At 62.5% G+C, this 19,261-nt stretch carries 15 protein-coding genes; 7 read left to right on the top strand and 8 right to left on the bottom strand.

Annotated elements, in window-relative coordinates; translation table 11 throughout:
• Positions 1–27 precede the first annotated feature (27 nt).
• Entirely contained in the window at positions 28–1,320 is a 1,293-nt protein-coding gene (locus tag PXH66_RS19905; protein ID WP_330930752.1) for a serine hydrolase domain-containing protein, read from the top strand.
• Between the two features lie 11 nt (positions 1,321–1,331).
• Here the strand turns inward: PXH66_RS19905 and msrB are convergent, their stop codons facing one another.
• Positions 1,332–1,745, bottom strand: coding sequence for a peptide-methionine (R)-S-oxide reductase MsrB (gene msrB, locus PXH66_RS19900; protein WP_330930753.1), 414 nt, complete (start codon positions 1,743–1,745; stop codon positions 1,332–1,334).
• Positions 1,746–1,870: 125 nt separating this feature from the next.
• Between msrB and PXH66_RS19895 the strand changes: the two genes are divergently transcribed.
• Positions 1,871–4,114 (top strand): carboxylesterase/lipase family protein, encoded by a 2,244-nt coding sequence (locus PXH66_RS19895; protein ID WP_330930754.1) that lies wholly within the window; start codon positions 1,871–1,873, stop codon positions 4,112–4,114.
• Positions 4,115–4,175: 61 nt separating this feature from the next.
• Here PXH66_RS19895 and PXH66_RS19890 read toward each other — a convergent pair whose 3' ends face one another.
• The 7 genes from PXH66_RS19890 to PXH66_RS19860 all read right to left on the bottom strand — a co-directional run bounded on the left by PXH66_RS19890 (position 4,176) and on the right by PXH66_RS19860 (position 12,704).
• Positions 4,176–4,505, bottom strand: a complete 330-nt coding sequence (locus PXH66_RS19890; protein WP_330930755.1) for a PEP-CTERM sorting domain-containing protein — start codon at positions 4,503–4,505, stop codon at positions 4,176–4,178.
• A 96-nt stretch (positions 4,506–4,601) separates the two neighbouring features.
• Positions 4,602–5,594: a hypothetical protein gene (locus tag PXH66_RS19885; protein WP_330930756.1), complete on the bottom strand. Its 993-nt coding sequence runs from the start codon at positions 5,592–5,594 to the stop codon at positions 4,602–4,604.
• A gap of 119 nt (positions 5,595–5,713) precedes the next feature.
• Positions 5,714–6,382 (bottom strand): response regulator transcription factor, encoded by a 669-nt coding sequence (locus tag PXH66_RS19880; protein ID WP_330930757.1) that lies wholly within the window; start codon positions 6,380–6,382, stop codon positions 5,714–5,716.
• Positions 6,383–6,392: 10 nt separating this feature from the next.
• Complete coding sequence (locus PXH66_RS19875) at positions 6,393–8,489, bottom strand: tetratricopeptide repeat-containing sensor histidine kinase (protein ID WP_330930758.1); 2,097 nt, start codon at positions 8,487–8,489, stop codon at positions 6,393–6,395.
• Positions 8,490–8,552: 63 nt separating this feature from the next.
• Positions 8,553–9,194 carry a PAQR family membrane homeostasis protein TrhA gene (gene trhA / locus PXH66_RS19870; RefSeq protein WP_330930759.1) on the bottom strand — a complete coding sequence of 214 codons (642 nt, stop codon included), beginning with the start codon at positions 9,192–9,194 and terminating at the stop codon, positions 8,553–8,555.
• Between the two features lie 75 nt (positions 9,195–9,269).
• Positions 9,270–10,373 (bottom strand): 50S ribosomal protein L11 methyltransferase, encoded by a 1,104-nt coding sequence (locus tag PXH66_RS19865; protein WP_330930760.1) that lies wholly within the window; start codon positions 10,371–10,373, stop codon positions 9,270–9,272.
• Between the two features lie 552 nt (positions 10,374–10,925).
• Entirely contained in the window at positions 10,926–12,704 is a 1,779-nt protein-coding gene (locus PXH66_RS19860; RefSeq protein ID WP_330930761.1) for an ABC transporter ATP-binding protein, read from the bottom strand.
• Positions 12,705–12,846: 142 nt separating this feature from the next.
• On the opposite strand from PXH66_RS19860, the gene PXH66_RS19855 reads away from it, so the two are divergent.
• The 5 genes from PXH66_RS19855 to PXH66_RS19835 all read left to right on the top strand — a co-directional run bounded on the left by PXH66_RS19855 (position 12,847) and on the right by PXH66_RS19835 (position 19,182).
• Positions 12,847–15,210, top strand: a complete 2,364-nt coding sequence (locus tag PXH66_RS19855; protein ID WP_330930762.1) for a mechanosensitive ion channel domain-containing protein — start codon at positions 12,847–12,849, stop codon at positions 15,208–15,210.
• Between the two features lie 63 nt (positions 15,211–15,273).
• Positions 15,274–16,551, top strand: coding sequence for an Hsp70 family protein (locus PXH66_RS19850; protein WP_330930763.1), 1,278 nt, complete (start codon positions 15,274–15,276; stop codon positions 16,549–16,551).
• Between the two features lie 85 nt (positions 16,552–16,636).
• Positions 16,637–16,966 (top strand): zinc ribbon domain-containing protein YjdM, encoded by a 330-nt coding sequence (locus tag PXH66_RS19845; protein ID WP_330930764.1) that lies wholly within the window; start codon positions 16,637–16,639, stop codon positions 16,964–16,966.
• Between the two features lie 9 nt (positions 16,967–16,975).
• Positions 16,976–17,458 carry a low molecular weight protein-tyrosine-phosphatase gene (locus tag PXH66_RS19840; RefSeq protein WP_330930765.1) on the top strand — a complete coding sequence of 161 codons (483 nt, stop codon included), beginning with the start codon at positions 16,976–16,978 and terminating at the stop codon, positions 17,456–17,458.
• A 164-nt stretch (positions 17,459–17,622) separates the two neighbouring features.
• Complete coding sequence (locus PXH66_RS19835; RefSeq protein WP_330930766.1) at positions 17,623–19,182, top strand: carboxypeptidase regulatory-like domain-containing protein; 1,560 nt, start codon at positions 17,623–17,625, stop codon at positions 19,180–19,182.
• Positions 19,183–19,261 lie beyond the last annotated feature (79 nt).

The following is a 19,261-nucleotide window of genomic DNA, read 5'->3' as shown; positions in this document are numbered from 1 at the left end:
CGTTTGGTGTGCGTTCGGTCACACCCCATGATGAAGCCTTCCCCTCGCCTCTTCCCCGCCTTGCGCGCTCTCGTTATCCTCATTCTGGCCGCCGCCTCCTCGCTGGTTCATGGCATGGATCAGGTGGCTCCGGCCGAAGTCGGCTTATCGGCCGAACGCCTGCGGCGGCTCGATACCGTTTTTGAGGACTACGTGTCCGCAGGCCGACTGCCGGGCGCAGTCGTGTTGGTCGCCCGCCATGGTAAAGTCGCGCACCTCGGGACCTACGGTATGAGCGACATCGAGCAGGAAGTCCCCCTGCGTGAGGACGCCATCTTCCGCATTGCTTCGCAGACCAAGGCCCTTGTGAGCGTGGGCATCATGATGCTCCAGGAAGAGGGCAAACTCCTCATCGATGACGACCTCGCCGACTACCTGCCGGAGTTTGCCCAGACCACCGTCGCCGTGGCCAATGATAACGCCCGCTACGAAGTGGTGCCCGCCCAACGGAAGATCACGTTGCGCGATCTCCTGCGCCATACCTCCGGCTACGACTACGGCAATGGCCCGGGCCGCGACATGTGGCGCGACGCTGGTATGCAAGGATGGTATTTCGCCGATCGCGAAGAGCCGATTCGCGACACTATCGCCCGTATCGCCCCGCTGCCCGCCGCCGCTCAACCCGGCAGCAAATTCGTCTACGGCTACAATACCGACATCCTCGGGGCCGTCATCGAAGTCGCCTCCGGTCAAGATCTGGCGACCTTCCTGCGAGAGCGCATCCTGAATCCGCTCGGCATGAGTGACACCCATTTTTACCTGCCGGAGACCAAACGCGGTCGACTCGCCACCGTGTATTCAGCGACCAGCGACGGATCCCTCGAACGCGCGCCCGCTCCCGGTCATATGACCGGCCAGGGTCACTACGTTGACGGCCCGCGGCAGAGCTTTTCCGGCGGGGCCGGCCTGCTTTCTACCGCTCGCGACTACGCCGTGTTTCTGCAAATGCTGGCGAACCAGGGGGTGCACGAGGGTCACCGGATCCTCTCCCGCAAAACCGTGGAACTCATGACGGTAAATCACCTGCCTGAAGGCGTAAAATTCCCATGGTCAGACGGCACCGGCTTCGGGCTCGGTTTCAGCGTAAAGCTCAACATCGGCGCCGGCGGGTTGCCCGGCTCCTACGGTGAGTTCGGTTGGGGCGGGGCCTATCACTCGACCTACTGGGTCGATCCGGCGGAAGATCTGGTCGTGGTCTACTTCACTCAAGTCATCCCTGCGTCGGGACTGGACGATCACGCGAAACTCCGCGCACTGATCTACGCCGCCATCGACGACTGAAGCTCAGCGACCTACGCCTCGTCCGGGACGAAGCGTAGCGACGTGGCGTTGATGCAGTAACGTTCGTCGGTCGGGGTGTTGAAGCCCTCGCCTTCAAAGAGGTGACCAAGATGACCCTCGCACCGGGCGCACACGACCTCGATTCGCTCCACCCCCATGGATGCATCCCGCTTGGTCGTGATAGCATCGTTGCTGGCCGGATCATAAAATGCCGGCCAGCCGCACCGCGCATCGAATTTCGTTTCGGAGGTGAACAATGGCATGCCGCATCCCGTGCACACATACGTGCCCGCGCCCTCGTGTTTGAACTGCTCATAAGCCGCCGAAAACGGACGATCCGTGCCCGCCTGCCGCAACACACGGTATTGCGACCCGCTGAGGCGCTCGCGCCATTCCTCGTCCGTGAGCTTGGTAAATTCAGTCATACCTGCCAGCATGTCTCCCTCGGTTCACAGCGCAACCTCACTACCGTGATCCCCCACCCCCGCTCTACGTTTGCCATCCGTTGAGTTGCTCCCTCCCCACCTCCGATCCACTCTGCTCAAACCCCATGCGTATCCCTTCTTTTCGACTTCTCACGGTGCTCGGTCTGGCCGCTGTATTTCAACTCTCCCTCGCGGCTCAGGATGCCGCCACCGTGCAATTAAAAACGGCCCAGGGCACGTTGGAAGGCACCGTGAGCGCCGACGGCAAGGTCCGCAGCTTTAAGGGCATCCCCTACGCCGCACCGCCCGTCGGCGATCTGCGTTGGCAACCACCCCAAACGGCCCAGCCTTGGTCCGGCGTGCGCCTCGCCCACGATTTCCCGCCCCGTGCCATGCAGGTTCACGTCTGGGACGACATGATTTTCCGCGACGACGGTCCCAGCGAAGACTGCCTCTACCTCAACGTGTGGATGCCGAGCGAGCCCAAGACGGCGAAACTCCCGGTCATGTTCTGGATCCATGGCGGCGGCTTTTTCGCCGGTTCTACCAGTGAGGGACGGCAGGATGGCAGCAACCTCGCGCAAGAAGGTGTGGTCGTCGTTTCCCTCACCTATCGCATGGGCGTCTTCGGGTTCATGGCACACCCGGAACTCGCCGCCGAATCCCCCGTCGGAGCCGCCGGCAATTACGGCCTGCTCGACATGGTCGCCGCCCTCCAGTGGGTGCGCGACAACATCGCCGACTTCGGCGGCGATCCCGACAACGTCACCATCTTCGGCGAGTCCGCCGGGTCCATGGCCGTCAGTTCACTCATGGCCTCACCCGCAGCCAAAGGACTCTTTCATCGGGCGATCGGCCAAAGTGGCAGCGCACTCGGCGGCGACATGCCCACCCTCGCGGAGGCATCCCATGCCGGCCAAAAATTCGCGGCCGAAATCGGTGCCCCGACTTTGTCGGAACTCCGTGCGCTCTCCGCCCAGGAACTCTTGGAGAAGTCATTCGCCTGGGGCCGCTTTCGCCCCAACGTCGACGGTCTTTTCCTGACCGCCACTCCCGCGTTGGTTTTTTCTCGCGGTGAGCAAGCCCAAGTTCCGCTGCTCGCCGGCTGGAATCTCGACGAAGGCGGCGCCGGCGCACTCACCGGGCGCGCCGAGCCTACGCTCAAGAACGTGCAGCTCGCCGCCCGCGAGCGCTTCGGCATCTTTGCCGAGCGTTTTCTGAGCGCGTATTCAGCCACCAATGACACCGAGGCCGAGCGCGTGGCCCGCGACTACGGTGGCGATCGCTTCATCGGCTTTGGCACGTGGAACTGGCTCGAACAACACAACGCCACCAGCGACCAACCCACTTACCGCTACATGTTCGACCGCATGGTGCCGCTCAACCGCGACCTCGCCGGCCCCAACGAAAAACCGCGCGCCTCGCACTCCTGGGACATCGAATACGTCTTCAACGTGCTCACCTCCAAAAACGCCGCGTGGGAAGACGCCGACTTCGCTCTCGCCGACCGTATGGCGGCCTACTGGGCCAACTTCGCCACCACCGGCAACCCGAACGGCGACGGCCTGCCCGCGTGGCCGCAGTATTCCGCCACGAACGATCACCCGGTGATGCATCTCAACCCGCAGCCTTCGGTGACGTTCGACGATCATCGCGCGCGTTACGAGTTTCACGGCGACCCGAGTGTGCCCTTCGTGCCCGATTGGACGCTCGCCGGTTCCGCCATTCATCAGCAGGTGCCGCCTCCCGCAGGATTCACTCGTGATTCCGTGGTGCTCGATCAACCCATCGGGATCTTCGACGGCCAAGCCGATATCGGCGGCCCCTACCTGCCCGGTCGCGCCAGTTACCACGCCGCCACGGACACCTACGCCATCACCTCGGCGAGCTCCAACATCTGGTATTTCCGCGACGAACTTCGCTACCTGTGGAAACAAATGGAAGGTGACGTCTCCTTTGCCGCCGACGTCCGTTTCCCCCAAAGCGAGGGATACTTCGATCGCAAGGTCGTGCTCATCATCCGCCAGGATCTGGACGACAATTCGAAGCAGATCATGAGCGCGCTGCACGGCGGCGGCCTCGTCCACCTTGCCTACCGCGAAGCCAAGGGGGTCGACATGCAGGAGGCGGTTCACGTCGAAACCGACTACGCGCGGATGCGCCTCGGCCTGCAAAAACAAGGCAACGCCTTCACCCTCTGGGTGAGCTACGACGGCGAGCCGATGCACCAACTCGGCGACGCATTTGAACTCGATTTTGACGGCCCGTTCTACGTCGGCGTGGGCTTCTGCTCCCACCAACCCCTCACCTACGATTCGACCGCCGTGTCCAATGTCGTGCTCGAAAACGCCGCCGGGCAGATGAAGTAAACACCGCTCAATCCACCGGGGCCGATGGCAAACCCGGTGGACTGGCGTTTTGTTGGGTTCGTCAGGCTCGGGTGAGCCGACCTCTGCGGCCGCCCGCCAGTCCCAATGCCGCAAATCCGAGGAGTGCGGCATAGGTGGATGGCTCCGGCACGGCAGAGACGCTGACGCTCGTCGTGGCAAAATTGTCGAGGTGAGAGATGCCCTCGTTGGTGTTGTAGCCGCCGAAGAAATTGAAGACCTCGGCATCGTCAGCGACGTCGCTTTCCAGACTGGTCGAGAAGGTGGTGCCGGTCACCAGGCTCGCTCCGAGATTGCCGCTGGCATCGGACTCATAAGCGCGGAACTGGAGTCCGTAGGTTTGGTTAAACTGCCAGTCAAACGTCAGCTCCATGAAATACCAAAAGTCGGCGACGAGGGCGATGCAGCAGAGGTATTTGAAAATTTCGTGGGAAGTGTTTCGAATGACGGGAGGCTGAAAATAGAGTGATTAAGCGGACCGTTTACCGGGACGTCGGAGGCATCGGCCCAGCACGACGAACCCAAGAAGCGCAGCTGAAGAGGATGGTTCCGGCACGGCGCTCGCGTTGATGGAGGGGGCAAATCCACTGGCCGCCGAAATCTCCAACCCTTCAAACCCAGCTACCTCCTCAACGTCCCAAGTGAACGTGGTGGAAAACTGATCCCCATAGTTCTTCTGACTGTCGCCGATGTTTTGTCGGGTGCCCTCGGCTAGGTTTACGGCGTCGTAATTATAAGAAGCAGGATTGAGGTCCCCGATCATCATCGCCAATTCGATCGTCTCGCCCACCACCGCATCAATCTCCAGTCCGAACATGTAGTTATGGGCTTCATCGCCCTGCCCATTCTCGTAGGGCGTGGTGTTTTCGAATTGGAGAACGTTTTCGACGTAGAGCCGTTCGAAAAACTCATACACCGTCACGTTGTATTGCAGGTAGAACAGCTCTACCGCCTGCCCGGGTGCCAAGGGATGGTTTTGCTGAATGGTGTATTTAAGCGTGTTGGTGGCGGTTTGAAATTTTAGGCCGTCCGTCTGCGCCGCCGCATCGATTTCCAGCGCGAGCAGAAACTTCACCGGGGTGCCGTCCGCCAGACCGCTGGCGCCGGTGTTCACCGTAAAGGTGTCGTAATTGGCCAACCCCACTCGCGTATCGAGGCCGACACCGCTCCCATTCCAACCTTGGTAGTGACTTTGACTGGTGAGTTGAATCGAGCCTTCTGCGGGGTTGATATCCCACGACGTCTGGTTCGTGGCCGTCGCGACTTCGATACCGCCGTCGACATCCCTCGTCTTCGTATCGAACAAATTAACGTCATCGACGCTTCGGCCCGTCGTATCGATGTTCATCACCCCGCCCGACTCATCGCCATACGAGACCATTCTGACCTGCGTGGCAGTCTGCGCTTCGGCGATCACTCCCATCCACAGCAGCAGCGCGAGAGCGCGGGCACTGTGAGACATCGGAGAAGGGAGCGGGCGGGATAGTCGGAAGCTCATTGCGCCAATCATACGCAATAAACACGCGCACGGGTATCGGTCCGTGGGGGGAGGTGCCTCTCCCCTCCCGGGAGGAGGAAGCGTCAGGCGGCCAATCCCGCGGCCAACGCGTAACGCGCCAACGCCACCGAATCGTGCAGATCGAGTTTACGCATCAAGCTCTGACGGTGAGTCTTCACGGTGCTTTCCGAAACCGTCAGGCGCTGCGCGGTTTGGCGCACACTCAAACCTTCGCCCGCCGCCCGCAATACGTCCCGCTCGCGCGCGGTCAGCGTTTCCAAACCCGGCGCCGCCGATTGATCCATGAGCAGCTGCAGGGCTCCCACCGAGTAATATTGCCGCCCCTCGCGCACCTCGCGAATCGCGGCGGCGAGCATTTCAAAGGGCTCCCGTTTGGTGACGTAACCATGTAGCCCCAAGTCCAACGCCCGCCGCAGGTGCCCGGCTTCGGGTTGTCCCGTGACGACAATCCAGCGCGGCGCTGCCATCGTCGTCGGCCACTCGTCGACCAACTGCCAGCTATCAAACGCCCCGGGCCCCCGCCCCAGCCGCAAGTCGAGCAACACCAACTCCGGCCGGGCTCGCTCGAAAAGTTCCCGCGCTTCCTCGGCCGTGGATGCCGAGCCCACCCAGACCAAATCATGCTCCCGCTGGAGCGCGCGTTCCATCAATGAGCGCAACATCGCATCGTCTTCCACGATGACCACGCGCATCGGGGCGGAGACGGAAGTCGAAGGATCAGCAGCGGGCATGGCTAATGGTTTACGATTCCAACGGAACCGACACCTCAAAAATCGCGCCACCTCCCGGAGCGTCGGTCACCTTGATTTCGCCACCGTGGGCCATCACCAAACGCTGGACCAGGTGCAGCCCCAATCCGGTCGAAGTTTCGCCGCCGGTGGGTTGCGCGGAGAGCCGGGCAAAAGCACCGAACAAATTCTCCCGATCTTCCGGCGAAAGCCCCGGACCTTCGTCCCGCACCCGCACCCACCCCACTGCCTTCGACCTCCCCGATTCGACTACGACGCGGGCGCCTCGGGGCGAAAACTTGATCGCATTGGAAATCAGATTGTCCACCACCTCGCGCCAGCGCCACGCATCGGCCCGCACCGTCGCTTCGGCCCGCCCTTCGTAGTCCAACGTCAGGTCCTTGGCCCGCGCTGCCGGCTGGTTCAAACCCACCACATCGGCGACCAACGCACCGAGCTCCAGCGGCACTGGGTGCACCTGAATTTCCGTCTGTTCCTGGCGCTCCGCATCGAGCCAGGCGTCGAGCTCTTCGCGCATGCGGAGCGCGGCCCCCCGAATCTCCCGCACCCCTTCCACCGGCGTCTCAATCAACCCGTCGACAATTTCCGCGCAACATGCGTCGATCGCAAACAACGGGCTGCGCAGGTCGTGCACGGCAAACCCCAGCCACTCACTTTTGCGCGCATAAAGCTTTTTCAACTCCGCATGTCCGGCCCGCAACCCGGCCAATGCTTGCTCCAGTTCCGCCTGTTTCTGCGCCAATCGGCGTTCCGACCGCCGAGTCACCCGGAAGAGCCCGGCCAGAATAAGTGCGGCCACGCCGGTGCCGATCGCCACCGCCAGGGTCGTCCGCCGCCGGGCTTGCTCCACCGCTTGCAATTGCTCGGCGGCAGCCCGGGCGGCTTCGGCGCGAGTGACGGTGAGCTCCTGCTCGACCGCTTCCCGCTCCAGCCGATCGATCGCGCGCTGCTTCTCCGCCGTCTCGAACTTCGTTTGCAACTCCAACAACGCATCCTTGCGCGCTTCCACCGCCATCGCTTCCAGCACGGTCGACATCGCCTGCCAATCGGCCAACGCCCCCTGGTAATCCGCCAACGCCTCCCGCACTTCGGCTCGTTTCCGATAAGCTGATTCCAGCCGCTCCGGGTTCTCCAACCCCCGGGCCAATTCCACGGCTTGGTCCATCCAGGGAAGGGCCTCCTGATCGTTTCCGATCTCATGATACGTGGCCCCCAGATTGCGGGTGAGAATCGCCTGCCCGTAGGTGTAGCCCGTCGCCCGATCATAGCCCAGTGCCTCCTGATAAAAGGCGAGGGCTTCGTCGTAGCGGCCCTGGCCCCCCACCATCGAGCCCAGATTGGTCAGGATGCCGGACAAGCCTATCGGATCTTCGATTTCGCGATAGATGCCCAACGCTTCGTGGTAGATCGCCTCCGCCTCCTTCAGTCGTTCCAGCGCTTGCACGGTGATGCCGAGATTCATCAATCCCGACGCCAGAAACCGGGGTTCCTCCATCGTTCGACGCAACGCGACGCTCTGTTCATGATAGGGTAACGCTTCCTCCGGCTGCTTCATGTCGGCAAAATAGTTGCCCAAAGAATTCGCCGCAGCGGCGCGGCCCCGGACTTCACCGATCTCTTCGAAAATATCCCGCGACTTGATGAGTGCATCCAACTGCGCCGTGCGGTCCCCCAAATATCCGTGGGTGTTGCCCAGACTATTCAGGGTCGCCGCCACTTCCCGTCGCAAGCCCGCCTCTTCCTGAATCACCAAAGCCCGCTGAAATCGCTCCAACGTCACCGCGAAATCGCCCTGATACTCCGCCCCCACCGCCGCCCAATACCACAACGACGCTCGCAGTTTGGCTGCTTCATCCACGTCGCCCAGCACCTGCAGTCCCGCCATGGTCGCCGCCACCATCCCCGGACCATCACCCGCCTGATAGCGCTCCCGCGACAACGCCAGCTGCTCCTTCGCCGCGACCACTGCCGGACTCAGGCTTTCCGTCTCAGCGTCCTCCGCCCGACGCGGTTCCTGCCCCCGGACGGGAGCGGTCGTTGCCAACAACAAGCCCACCGACCCGATGACTAGAATGGGGGAAATTCTCATCGGTAGCCCAGCCAATCGAATCGCGCTCTTCTGACAACGACCAACGATGCCACTTGCTGCGGATCAAGCCGTCCGCGCGACGTAACCAAACACCGCGACCCAATGGCAGAAGCTACCCGCCAGCACCCACAGGTGCCACACCGCATGATGATACGGCAACCGCTTCCACAGGTAAAAAACCGTGCCCAGCGAGTAGCTGGCTCCGCCCGCCACCAACCATGCAAACCCCGCCGGGGGCAACGCCGCCAAGAGGGGTTTGAGCGCGATCAACACCAACCAGCCCATGCCCAGATAAAGCAATGTCGATACGACGCGAAACCGCCCCGCGAACCAGAATTTAAGAATCACTCCCGCCACCGCCAGGCCCCACACCACGCCGAACAAACTCCACCCCCACGGCCCGCGCAGCGACACCAGCACAAAGGGCGTATAGGTGCCCGCGATGAGCAAAAAAATAGCAGCGTGATCAAACTTCCGCAACAGATACTTGGTCCGCTCCTGGCGCATGGCGTGATACAGGGTCGACGTCGTATAGAGCAGCACCAGCGTCACGCCGAAAATCGCCGTGCTGGTGATTTGCCACCCATCCCCATGCCGCGCGGCCGCGACCACCACGCCCACGAGCCCGGCCACGCTGAGCGGAATCCCCACCCCGTGGGTCCAGCTGTTGGCCCGTTCTTCGCGCGCGGAATAGGTGGCACTCATGGCCTCGAACTCCACACATTGGCTGCGCTTCGCGCGAGGGGAAACTCGCAATCCACCCGGCCCGAAGCTTGAACCTTACGACGCGGTCGGCATCTCCGCCAAGGCGGCGGCCGAGCGTCTTTCGTAGTGCCAGTTCCACGAATCCGGATCGGCCCAACGCCCAACTTCGAGCGTGAGGGTCACGACATCGCCCACCCCCAGATCGTCCATCTCGCACCGCAGGAGTCGAAACCCCCAATGCGGTGCCCGGTCCGGGTCGAGTGGACTCGAGCTGAGCGTGAGATCATCGTCGACGAGCACCTTGAAATAGACCGCAAACCCATCCAGACGTCCCGCCGTCACAACGGGGCGCTTGATCCGGATTTTTCGCGGCATGGTGGCATCGTCCACCGTGTGAAGATCGAATTCGATCGCCGCTTTCGGCTCGCCCAGGAACGCCTCCACCACGCCCAGATCGCAGCTGGCCTGGCGGTAATATTCGGCCTCGTCCGGGCGCTGCTCCTTGATGAAACCGTAGTCGATCCCGAACAGGTTGAGGTCCCAGATAAATGGCACGTGCCGCTCATCATGAAGCTTCACCGGCTCGCAATAAAACTCGAACCGACTCGGCAGGATCCGCCCGCCCGGTTTGAGCAGCCGGTCCCGCAGGTCGCAGATGTTGGCCACCATGCTTTCGTCGAACAGGTAGTCGCCCATCTGCTCATGCAGGATGATGTCGACTGGCTCATCCAACACCACATCGGAACTGTGTTGCGCGATGAACTCCACGTTGGGCACGCGGTTGTGAGCAATCACCTCCTGAGCCACATCCAGAATCGCCGCATGATCGATCGCATACACCCGGGCGGCACCTTGCCGAGCCGCAAACGCCGCCAGAATGCCGGTGCCGGTGCCCAGATCAATGACGCGCGACCCCGGCGCTACATGCCGCTCGATGATGGCATGGTAAAATGTCATCCGCGGTCGATCCGCCAACATGCGCTCCTGTTGGTCGAGCTGGGCAAAATAGGTGCTGTTGAACTTCCGGTAAGCATCGTCTCGCGACAGCACCGGTTCCGGCGCGTAAAACCAGCCGGATAAAGTCGGAGACGACCACAGCCAGCCGCTCACGCGATCAAGACCATGCCGCAACGCGGCGAAACACCCGACCGTCAGACGTTGTAATGAGGAGATAATCATGGGCGTCGAGGCGACACATGACACGCCCGCGGCGCCCAGCCAGCGCCGCAACCCCGCCGGGCGCAACCGAAACGATCACTCTCCATCATTTCCCTCCCCGCCCCGTCGCCATGCCCACTTGTTCGTATTACGAACAAAAATGAGCGCCTACATGCATCCCCGGATCAATGGCCTGTTGGAGTTTGCGGGAGAGTTGGATTCGCTCCGCCAAGAAGCGACGAGATCGCCGCAAACCCAAATCCGGCCGCGGAACCACGCTGCGCCCGAGTTCACAAACCCCGGCGTGGAACGCGGTGGTGAATTTGGTCAAACCGCACTTGTCTCAACGCGGCGACCGCGCGCTGCTGGCCCGGGAACTCGGGGTTCACCGCGCACGCATCGGCGAGTTTTTCGATCAACAAACAGCGATGCCCGACGCCGAACGGACGTTGCAATTGCTAATGTGGTTAGGGCGTCAGAGCGCCCCGCCGCCGCCCATCAAAAGCGCGCCAGAATAATGTTCGTATTACGAACTTTCGGGGCGCGGTGACGCGTTCCGAGGGGACGGGGGGTTCACAACTCGCTGAGAGACTCGAAGGCGTGCTGATCGGCCTGCGCCTGGGCCCGCCAGAGCTTGGCGTAGGCTCCGTCGCGGCCGAGCAGGTCGTCGTGAGTGCCTTTTTCGACAATGCGGCCATGCGCCAGCACCACGATTTGGTCGGCGCGGCGCACCGTTGAAAGACGATGCGCAATCACGAGTGTGGTCCGCTCCTCCACGAGGGTGGCGAGGGCCTGTTGAATGGCGTTTTCGGTGATCGTATCGACGCTGGCGGTCGCTTCATCGAGGATGACGAGCGGCGGGTTGCGCAGGATGACGCGCGCGATCGTGAGCCGCTGTTTTTCCCCTTGGGAAAGTCGCACGCCGCGCTCACCGATTTCGGTCTCCATCGCCTCGGGCAGCGCATGGACAAACTCCCACGCAGCCGCCGCTTGGAGCGCGGCGACGAGTTCTTCGTCGGTCGCTGCGGCGCGGGCGAGACGCAGGTTTTCGGCGACCGTGCCGTTGAACAAAAACGGCTCCTGCGCCACAAGGCCGATCTGCTCGCGCAGGGCACTGAGGTCGAGTTGACGCACATCGGTGCCACCGATGCTGACCGAGCCCCCGGTGACGTCGTAGTAACGCAGCAACAGGTTGGCCAACGTTGTCTTGCCCGCACCGGTGTGACCGACGAGGGCGGTGACTTTGCCGGCGGGGAGTGTCAGCGAGAAATCCTTCAGCACGGGCGGACGATCCGGGTAGCCGTAACTCACGTTTTCGTAACGTACCTCGGGCACACTCGCCGGAAACGGCTGTGGTTCCGCCGGCGACTGAATCGCGATGGGATGGTCGAGAATTTCAAACACCCGGTCACTCGACGCGCGCGCCGCTGCCAACATTTGGTTGAGCTGGTTGAGGCGACTCACCGGCTCATATACCAGCGTGCAGTAAGCGAAAAAACTAATGAAATCGCCGAGCGAGAAGGCCCCGCCGGTGGCGTTGCTCTCCATCAACAGCGCCCCACCCACCCCCATGACGGCCACGGCGCCGAGGCTGCTGATGAAGTTCGTGCCCGGGCCGTGCAGGGACCACCGGAACATGGCGGCGAGCGTCGTGTCCCGCAGCCGGTGGGCCGCGGTCTTGAAGCGGCCGCGCTCACGATCGGCCAACGAAAAGGAGCTGATGAGGCGATGCCCGGAGATGTTTTCCATCAACAGACCATTCAGGTCGCCGGCCGCCTCGCGCGTGCGCTTCCACAGCACGCGACCCGCCTTGAAATGCATGCGGCCCATGAAGATCACGATGGGCAACGGCGCGAGCACGAGCGCGGCGAGCAACGGCTGCTGCACGAAGAGAATCGTGCTGATACCGAACAACGTCAGCAGACTCACGGTGCCTTGCTCCGTGCCATCAAGCAGCGCGCGTTCGACGTTCTGCACATCCTCGATCACCCGCGACGCGATCTCCCCCGTCTGGCGTTGGTCATAGTAACCCACCGGCAGGTCGAGCAGCCGGGAATGCAGGTCGCCGCGCAGGTCGACCAACACCTTTTGTTCGAGCGTGTTGTTCACCCGAATGCGCAACGAATTCAGCAAGTCGCGCAGAAAGTAACACCCGGTCAACGCCGCCACGCCCCAAATGAGCAGATCCTTGCGGCCCGCCCCGATCACGTCGTCGACGATCCACTTGATGACCTGTGGAATGGACACGAGGAATAGCGTGCTCCCCACCGCCAGGGTGAGGGTGAGCACAAACAACCCGCGATAGCGCAGGAGATAACGGGAAACGCGACGAAAAGGATTCTCAGTCTTCAAGGCCTCTCACCGTGCGGATAGGTTCCAATCGCGCAACCCTACCGCCCGTTAACCCGCGTCAACCCCAGCGCCCCCTCTCCCCGTCATAGGGTCTCCCTCACTTCTCACGAACCACCGCGCCGGGCGTCGGTCCATGCTGCCCATGGTCTCGCCTGCCCGCTTCTTCAATCTGACTCACGCGCCCCGCTACGCCTTGCCCGCGCTGCTGGGAATGGCCCTGGCCACGTCTGTCATCACGCGAGCGCAGGAACCCACTCTGCCCGCATTTCCGGGTGCGATCTCCTCCGCGGAATCTGGCCACGGAGAAACGACCAAGGAAGAAAGTAACAAACTGGATCCGGCGGAAATTGCCGCCGCTCGCGACGAAGTTGCCGCCACGCTGGCGGAGCGTCGGGCGGCGCTGGACGAGGCCGGGAAGGACAGCTCCGAAGCAGACACCGTGTGGCAGACTCAGGAAATCGAACTGTGGGAACGGCTCGACCGCGTCTACGCCGACCAAGCACGCAGTGCGGATCATCGCGTCGAGCTCGAAGCCGAAGCCGCCGAACTGGCGGAGCGCCAAGCCCGGCGCTCCGAGACCAGCACGAGCATCAACGAGATTCCCACCTTCGCCGTGCTCGAAAAGCTCTACGACCAACGTGACTACTTCAACCACGCCGCCCGCTGGCTGGAGCGCGACATCGAGAACGCCACCGATGACCTCAACGCCGCGGAAGAGGCCCTGGACGAGCGCGAGCGCGAGCGCCGGGCCACACGGGAGAAAAAGGAAGAGGACCCGGCGAACCACCTCGACGATTTTCTATTGGCCGAACTCCGCAGTCGCTTGGCGAAAGAAACCCTCCGCCTGCGTCAACACGCTTTGGATACACTACGCCTGCAGGAGTCACTCATTGAGCCCAATCTCGACCTCATTCTGCCGCAGGTGGCATGGGTCAAAGCCAGGCTGGTGCACGCCGAAGCCGAGCAACGCTTACGCGACGAAGCTCGCGCCGAACATCTCGAAAACCTGCGTGAGCAACTCGAAGACGCCCGGGATGAGGTCAGCCGATTCTCCTCCGATCTCGCCCAGGCCGAAACCCGGGAAAACGTCGCCAAAACGCTGCTCGATCCCCGGCGGGATGGTCAGCGCGTCGCCAACAGTCTGCTCAGCCTGATTGGTCGCCAGATCCTGCGGGTCGAACAAGCCGCGCTGGTCGAGCAACGTCGACTCGATGCGCTGCATCACACCGTGGATCAAGACACGAAGGACGACTGGGCCGAGCAAAACGAAACCGCGCTTCGCCGCCTCCAGAATCAGCGGCGCGAACACCTCTCCGACCTCGTCCGCACCCGTCGCCAACTCCAAGCGCTGCGGCAGCAAGTCGATCAGGACAACGCCCCCGACCGCGCGACTCGCGACGCCTTGGAACGGCAGCTTGAAATCACGCAACAATGGATCGAGGTCGCCGATCGGGAGGTGAGCGAAATCAATGCGATGCGCAACGCCCGGCGCCGTCTCCAGGAAGAGCTCGATGCGGGCTTCAGCACCTTCTCGGTGGGTGAAGCATGGCATGAAACCCTGCGTGCGCTCAAACTCGCGTGGGAATACGAACTCTTCACGGTCGACGACCAGCCCGTGCGGGTCCGCTCCCTCCTCGCCGTCATCCTGCTCATCGTCGCGGGTGTCCTCGTGGCCCGCCGGATCAGCCGCATGATTGGACGCCTCGCCCGATCTCGCCTCAAGTGGAGCCGGGGCCGGGCTGCGGCGTGGCAGACGCTGTTTTTCTACGCGTTCATCTGCTTCATTCTGCTGAACATTTTCAGCCTCTTCCACCTGTCGCTCACCCAGTTTTCCGTGATCAGTGGTGCGCTTGCCGTGGGTCTCGGCTTCGGTTCGCAAAACCTGATCAACAACTTCATCAGCGGCATCATTCTGCTCGTCGAACGGCCGATCGCGGAAGGTGATTTGATTGAAATTGACGGAGCCCAACTCTGGGTCGAACGCATCGGCATGCGCAGCACGGTCGTGCGCTCATTCGACAACACTCACATTGTCGTGCCCAACTCGCGCCTGCTCGAGCAACCCGTGACCAACTGGACGCTCTCCGACGACGTCGTCCGGCAGAAAATTTCGGTCGGCGTGGCCTACGACTCCGATACCCGCAAGGTCGACGAAATCCTCAACTCCGTGTTGGAAAAACTGGATGTCGTGCTCGCCGAGCCCGCCACGCTGGTGCTGTTCGATTCGTTCGGAGACAACTCACTCAACTTCCTCGCGATTTTTCACACCCGCATCGAAGACCGTTTTGAGGCCCTCACCGAAGTGCGCCACTGCATCGTCGATGCCTTCCGGAGCAATGGCATCAGCATCGCCTTCCCCCAACGCGATGTGCACCTCGACACCAGCAAACCACTGCAAATCAACCTCCAGTCGGAAGCGCCGGAAGTCCCCGCAAAGGCCACTTCCCCCGCCCCGGAAGATGAGCCGGAACTCACCCGCAAGTCCGAGCCGGAACCCTCGCGATAAACCGCGCGGCGTGTTTGGTCCTTGTCACCCTTGCGCGGGATGACAGGCCTTGGCGGTCCCACCATGGACACGTTCATCTACGGCATCGATTTCGGCACCAGTAATTCGGCGGTAACGATCTGGAATGCAGCCACGCAGTCCGTCGTCGCCGACCCCCGCGTCGCCGGGGTGGACGCCTCGTTCCTGTATTTTCCCTACTCCTTCGCCCGCATGACTCCGGTCATCGGCAACGCCGCCCGCCAGCGCTACGTGGAGGACGGCATGCGCGGTCGGTTTTTTCAGGCGATTAAAACGATCCTCCCGTTCACGTCGTTCACCGAGACGATCATCAACAATCAGTCCTATGGCATCGAAGATCTCATCGCGATTTTCATCCACCATCTGAAGTCCCGCGCCGATGCCGTCACGCGACAGGACGTCAAACGCGTCATCCTCGGCCGTCCCGCCGTGTTTTCCGCCGATCCGACCGAAGATCAACTCGCCGAGGACCGCCTGCGCCGCGCCGCCGAACTGGCGGGCTTCACCGAAATTCATTTTCAATTCGAACCGATCGCCGCCGCCTTCGCCTACGAATCGCGCATCCACCAGCCCGAACGCGTGCTGGTGGGTGACTTCGGCGGCGGCACGTCCGACTTCACCGTCGTGCAGCTTGATCCCCGCCGCCAAAAGCGCACCGACCGCACCACCGACATTCTTGCCACCGGCGGCCTGCCCGTCGCAGGCAACAAATTCGACGCCGCCACCATGTGGCACAAGGTCACCCCGCTGTTCGGTCGCGGCGCCACCTACAACAGCTGGGGCAAACAGATCGACGTGCCCGAGTCGCTCTACCGCACCATTTGTCAGTGGGACCAAATCGTCTTTCTCAACAACGCCAAGAAAATGGATTTCCTCTGGCGACTCACCGGGCTCTCCTCGGACCCCGCCGCCTTTGAACGCTTCCGCGCACTCATCAAGGAGAACCAGGGATTCGCACTGTTTCAGGTGCTCGAGGCGGCCAAGATCGACCTCACGGGCCGGACCACCACGGCCATCGATTTCGACCATCCGCAGATCCCCATTCATCTCCGGATGACGCGCTCGCAGTTCAACCGTCAGACGGCAGACCTCACCGCGCAAATCACCGGCTACCTGGACGATTTTCTGGCCGGCGTGCCCATCAAGCCGAACGACATCGAGACCGTCTTTCTCACCGGCGGCACGTCGCTGATTCCCAAGATCCGGTCCGAGTTCGTCGAACGTTTTGGCGCGGAGAAAATTCGCGACGGTCAAGAGTTCACCAGCGTGGCCGACGGGCTCGCGTTGAGCGCCCCGCTGTTCTTCCCCGAGTTGCACGGCTAGCCGCCTCCCCAAACTCCACCGCCGATTCCCGCACGCCAAGAAACTTGGCATCCCTCGCGATTGCCGATGGGCTGCGCCAAAGATTATGAGCGATCCCACCACCTGTCCGGTTTGCACCGTCGATGACATTCTTCCCCACGCCGATCACTGGGAATGCGTGACCTGCGGGCATGAATGGCCCCGGGCCGCCGAGGCGGAAACCGCCCGTGTCGTGAAGGATGCGCACGGCACGGTGCTGGCCGACGGCGACGACGTTGTCCTCATTAAAGACCTCAAACTACGCGGCTCGACCCAGGTCCTCAAAGGTGGAGCCAAGGGCAAAAACATCCGCTTGGTCGACGGCGATCATGACATTGATTGCCGCGTCGATGGCATCGCCATGGCCCTCAAATCCTGCTTCGTCAAAAAAGCCTGAGCGCTACCGATGTCCGCCCGCCCTCTCCGCATCCTCTTCGTCTGCATGGGTAACATTTGCCGTTCGCCGGCCGGTGAAGGCGTGCTGACCAAGCTGGTGACCGAGGCGGGTTTGGCTGAGCGCATCGGCATCGATTCCGCCGGCACGATCGGCATGCACGCCGGCGATCGGGCCGACTCCCGCATGCGGGCCGCCGCCGCGCGACGCCGTTACGATCTCACCAGTCGCGCCCGCCAAGTGGTGGCCGCCGACCTCGACGCGTTTGACCTCATCCTGACGATGGACGAAGACAACCATCGCGGCGTGCTCGCCCTCGCCTCCACCGACGAGCAGCGCGCCCGCGTGCAGTCTTTTTGTTCGTTCTGCGAACATCATTCAGAGACCGCAGTCCCCGATCCCTACTACGGTGGGCCGCAAGGATTCGAACACGTCCTCGACCTGCTCGAAGACGGTTGTCAGGGCGTGTTGGCGTGGGCGCAGGCGAGACTGTAACTCAGAATCGGGACGGGTTTCGGAAGCTGGCAGGGCAAGCAGGCCCGGCGCACACCGGCCGCATTTTAGAGAAAACTAGCTGTCTGGATTGACGGAGAATCTGCGTTTGGACCCCAGGAGCCGCTTTCAAGCGCGCTCCGGTTTTCCTCCCAACCCATCGTCTCATGCACTCGTTTCTCTTCTCGTTCTCCCGGATGCGCGCCCGTTTGCTACTCTGCGCGGCACTTACGTTGAGCCCGCTGCTCGGCTTCGCTCAGTTGGTCAACTTGTCCGTCAACGCCCAGATCGGTTCCTCCACGTTCGTGGTGGGTTTCGTGATCACCGGGGACAGCCCCCGCTCGATCATGGTCCGCGCCGTCGGGCCCGGTCTGATTCAGTTCGGCGTGCCCAACGTCAACGCCAACCCGATGCTCACCCTGTATCAGGGTCCCAACGTCATCGGGCAAAACGACGATTGGGACGACAACGCGAACGAGGCCGCCGCCCTCACCGCCGCCGCCTCGGTGAGTGGCGCATTTGCCTTGTCCGCCAATTCCCCCGATGCCGCCTTGGTCACCACGTTGAGTCCCGGGGCTTACACCGTCGCGGTGAACGGCAGTCAGGGTGCCATCGGCCAGGCCCTGATCGAGGTCTACGAGATTCCCTACGTGGTCTCGGCCCAGACCGGCGTCGTGCGCGGCGCGATTCGCGACGGCCTGAGTGGCGAATTGTTGCCCAACACCACCGTGACCTTCTTCGGGTCGGCCAATTCCCCCATTGCCTCCACCGTCACCGATGCGGCCGGCGAATACAGCGTGACGCTCAACGCCGGCACCGCTCTCGCCACCATCTCGCGCGCCGGCTACGCTTCGACGTCCATGACCGCTGAGGTCGCCGCCAACTCGACCGTGCAGGTGGATACCATCCTGTTCGCCCCCAACCGCGCGGGCAACGGCACCGTCTCGGGCGCGATCACCAATGCACTGAATGGTCAAAACCTCAGCGGCGCCACGCTGACCTTCCGCGCCGGTGTCGGCGCGACCAGTGGAGCGGCGCTCGCCACCACCACCACCGCGTTTGACGGCAGCTTTTCGGTCGCTTTGCCCAGTGGAACCTACACCTGCGAAGTGCTCGCCTCGGGTTTTGTTACGGCTCGGTTCGTCTGCGCCGCCGTCGGCGGTGAGAATATCGCCCAACAAAACTTCTCGGCCTCACCGGTGCTCGCCGAAAACGAAGTCCGCGTTGTGCTCACTTGGGGCAGCGCGCCGTCTGATCTCGATTCCCACCTCACCGGACCAGCCAATGGCACCAGTCGCTTCCATATCTACTACGCTTCCCGCGGCAGCCTGACAGGATTGCCCAATGCTGCGCTCGACGTGGACGACACATCGTCATTCGGACCCGAAACGATCACGCTGACGGCCCGACGGGCAGGCACCTACCGCTATTCGGTCCACAACTTCTCCGCTCTTTCGTCGACCACCAGCACGGTCATGTCGAACAACTCCGACGCCTTGGTGCGGGTGTTCGCCGGCTCGGGCGAAGTCGGTCGGTTCCGCGTGCCCACCGGTCAGGTCGGCAACCTGTGGACGGTCTTTGAAATGGACGGAACCACCGGCCTGATCACCCCCGTCAACACCCTCAGCAACCAGTCGAGCCCCGGCGCCGTGACCAGCCACGCCACCGACTCAACGGACGCCGCCCTGATGCGGGACCTCCCCCCCAAAGTGCCGCACAACAACTAACGGTCGTCCCCCCGGAGCGCACACACTGCTTCGACCCCGCCCCCCTCATCCGATGCAGTATCGCGTGAGGGGTTTTTTT

Origin of the sequence: Synoicihabitans lomoniglobus (assembly GCF_029023725.1) — a bacterium.
GTDB classification, from domain to species: Bacteria; Verrucomicrobiota; Verrucomicrobiia; order Opitutales; family Opitutaceae; genus Actomonas; species Actomonas lomonigloba.
The sequence above is the reverse complement of the archived record's forward strand: the minus strand, read 5'-3'. Positions and strand labels throughout refer to the sequence as shown.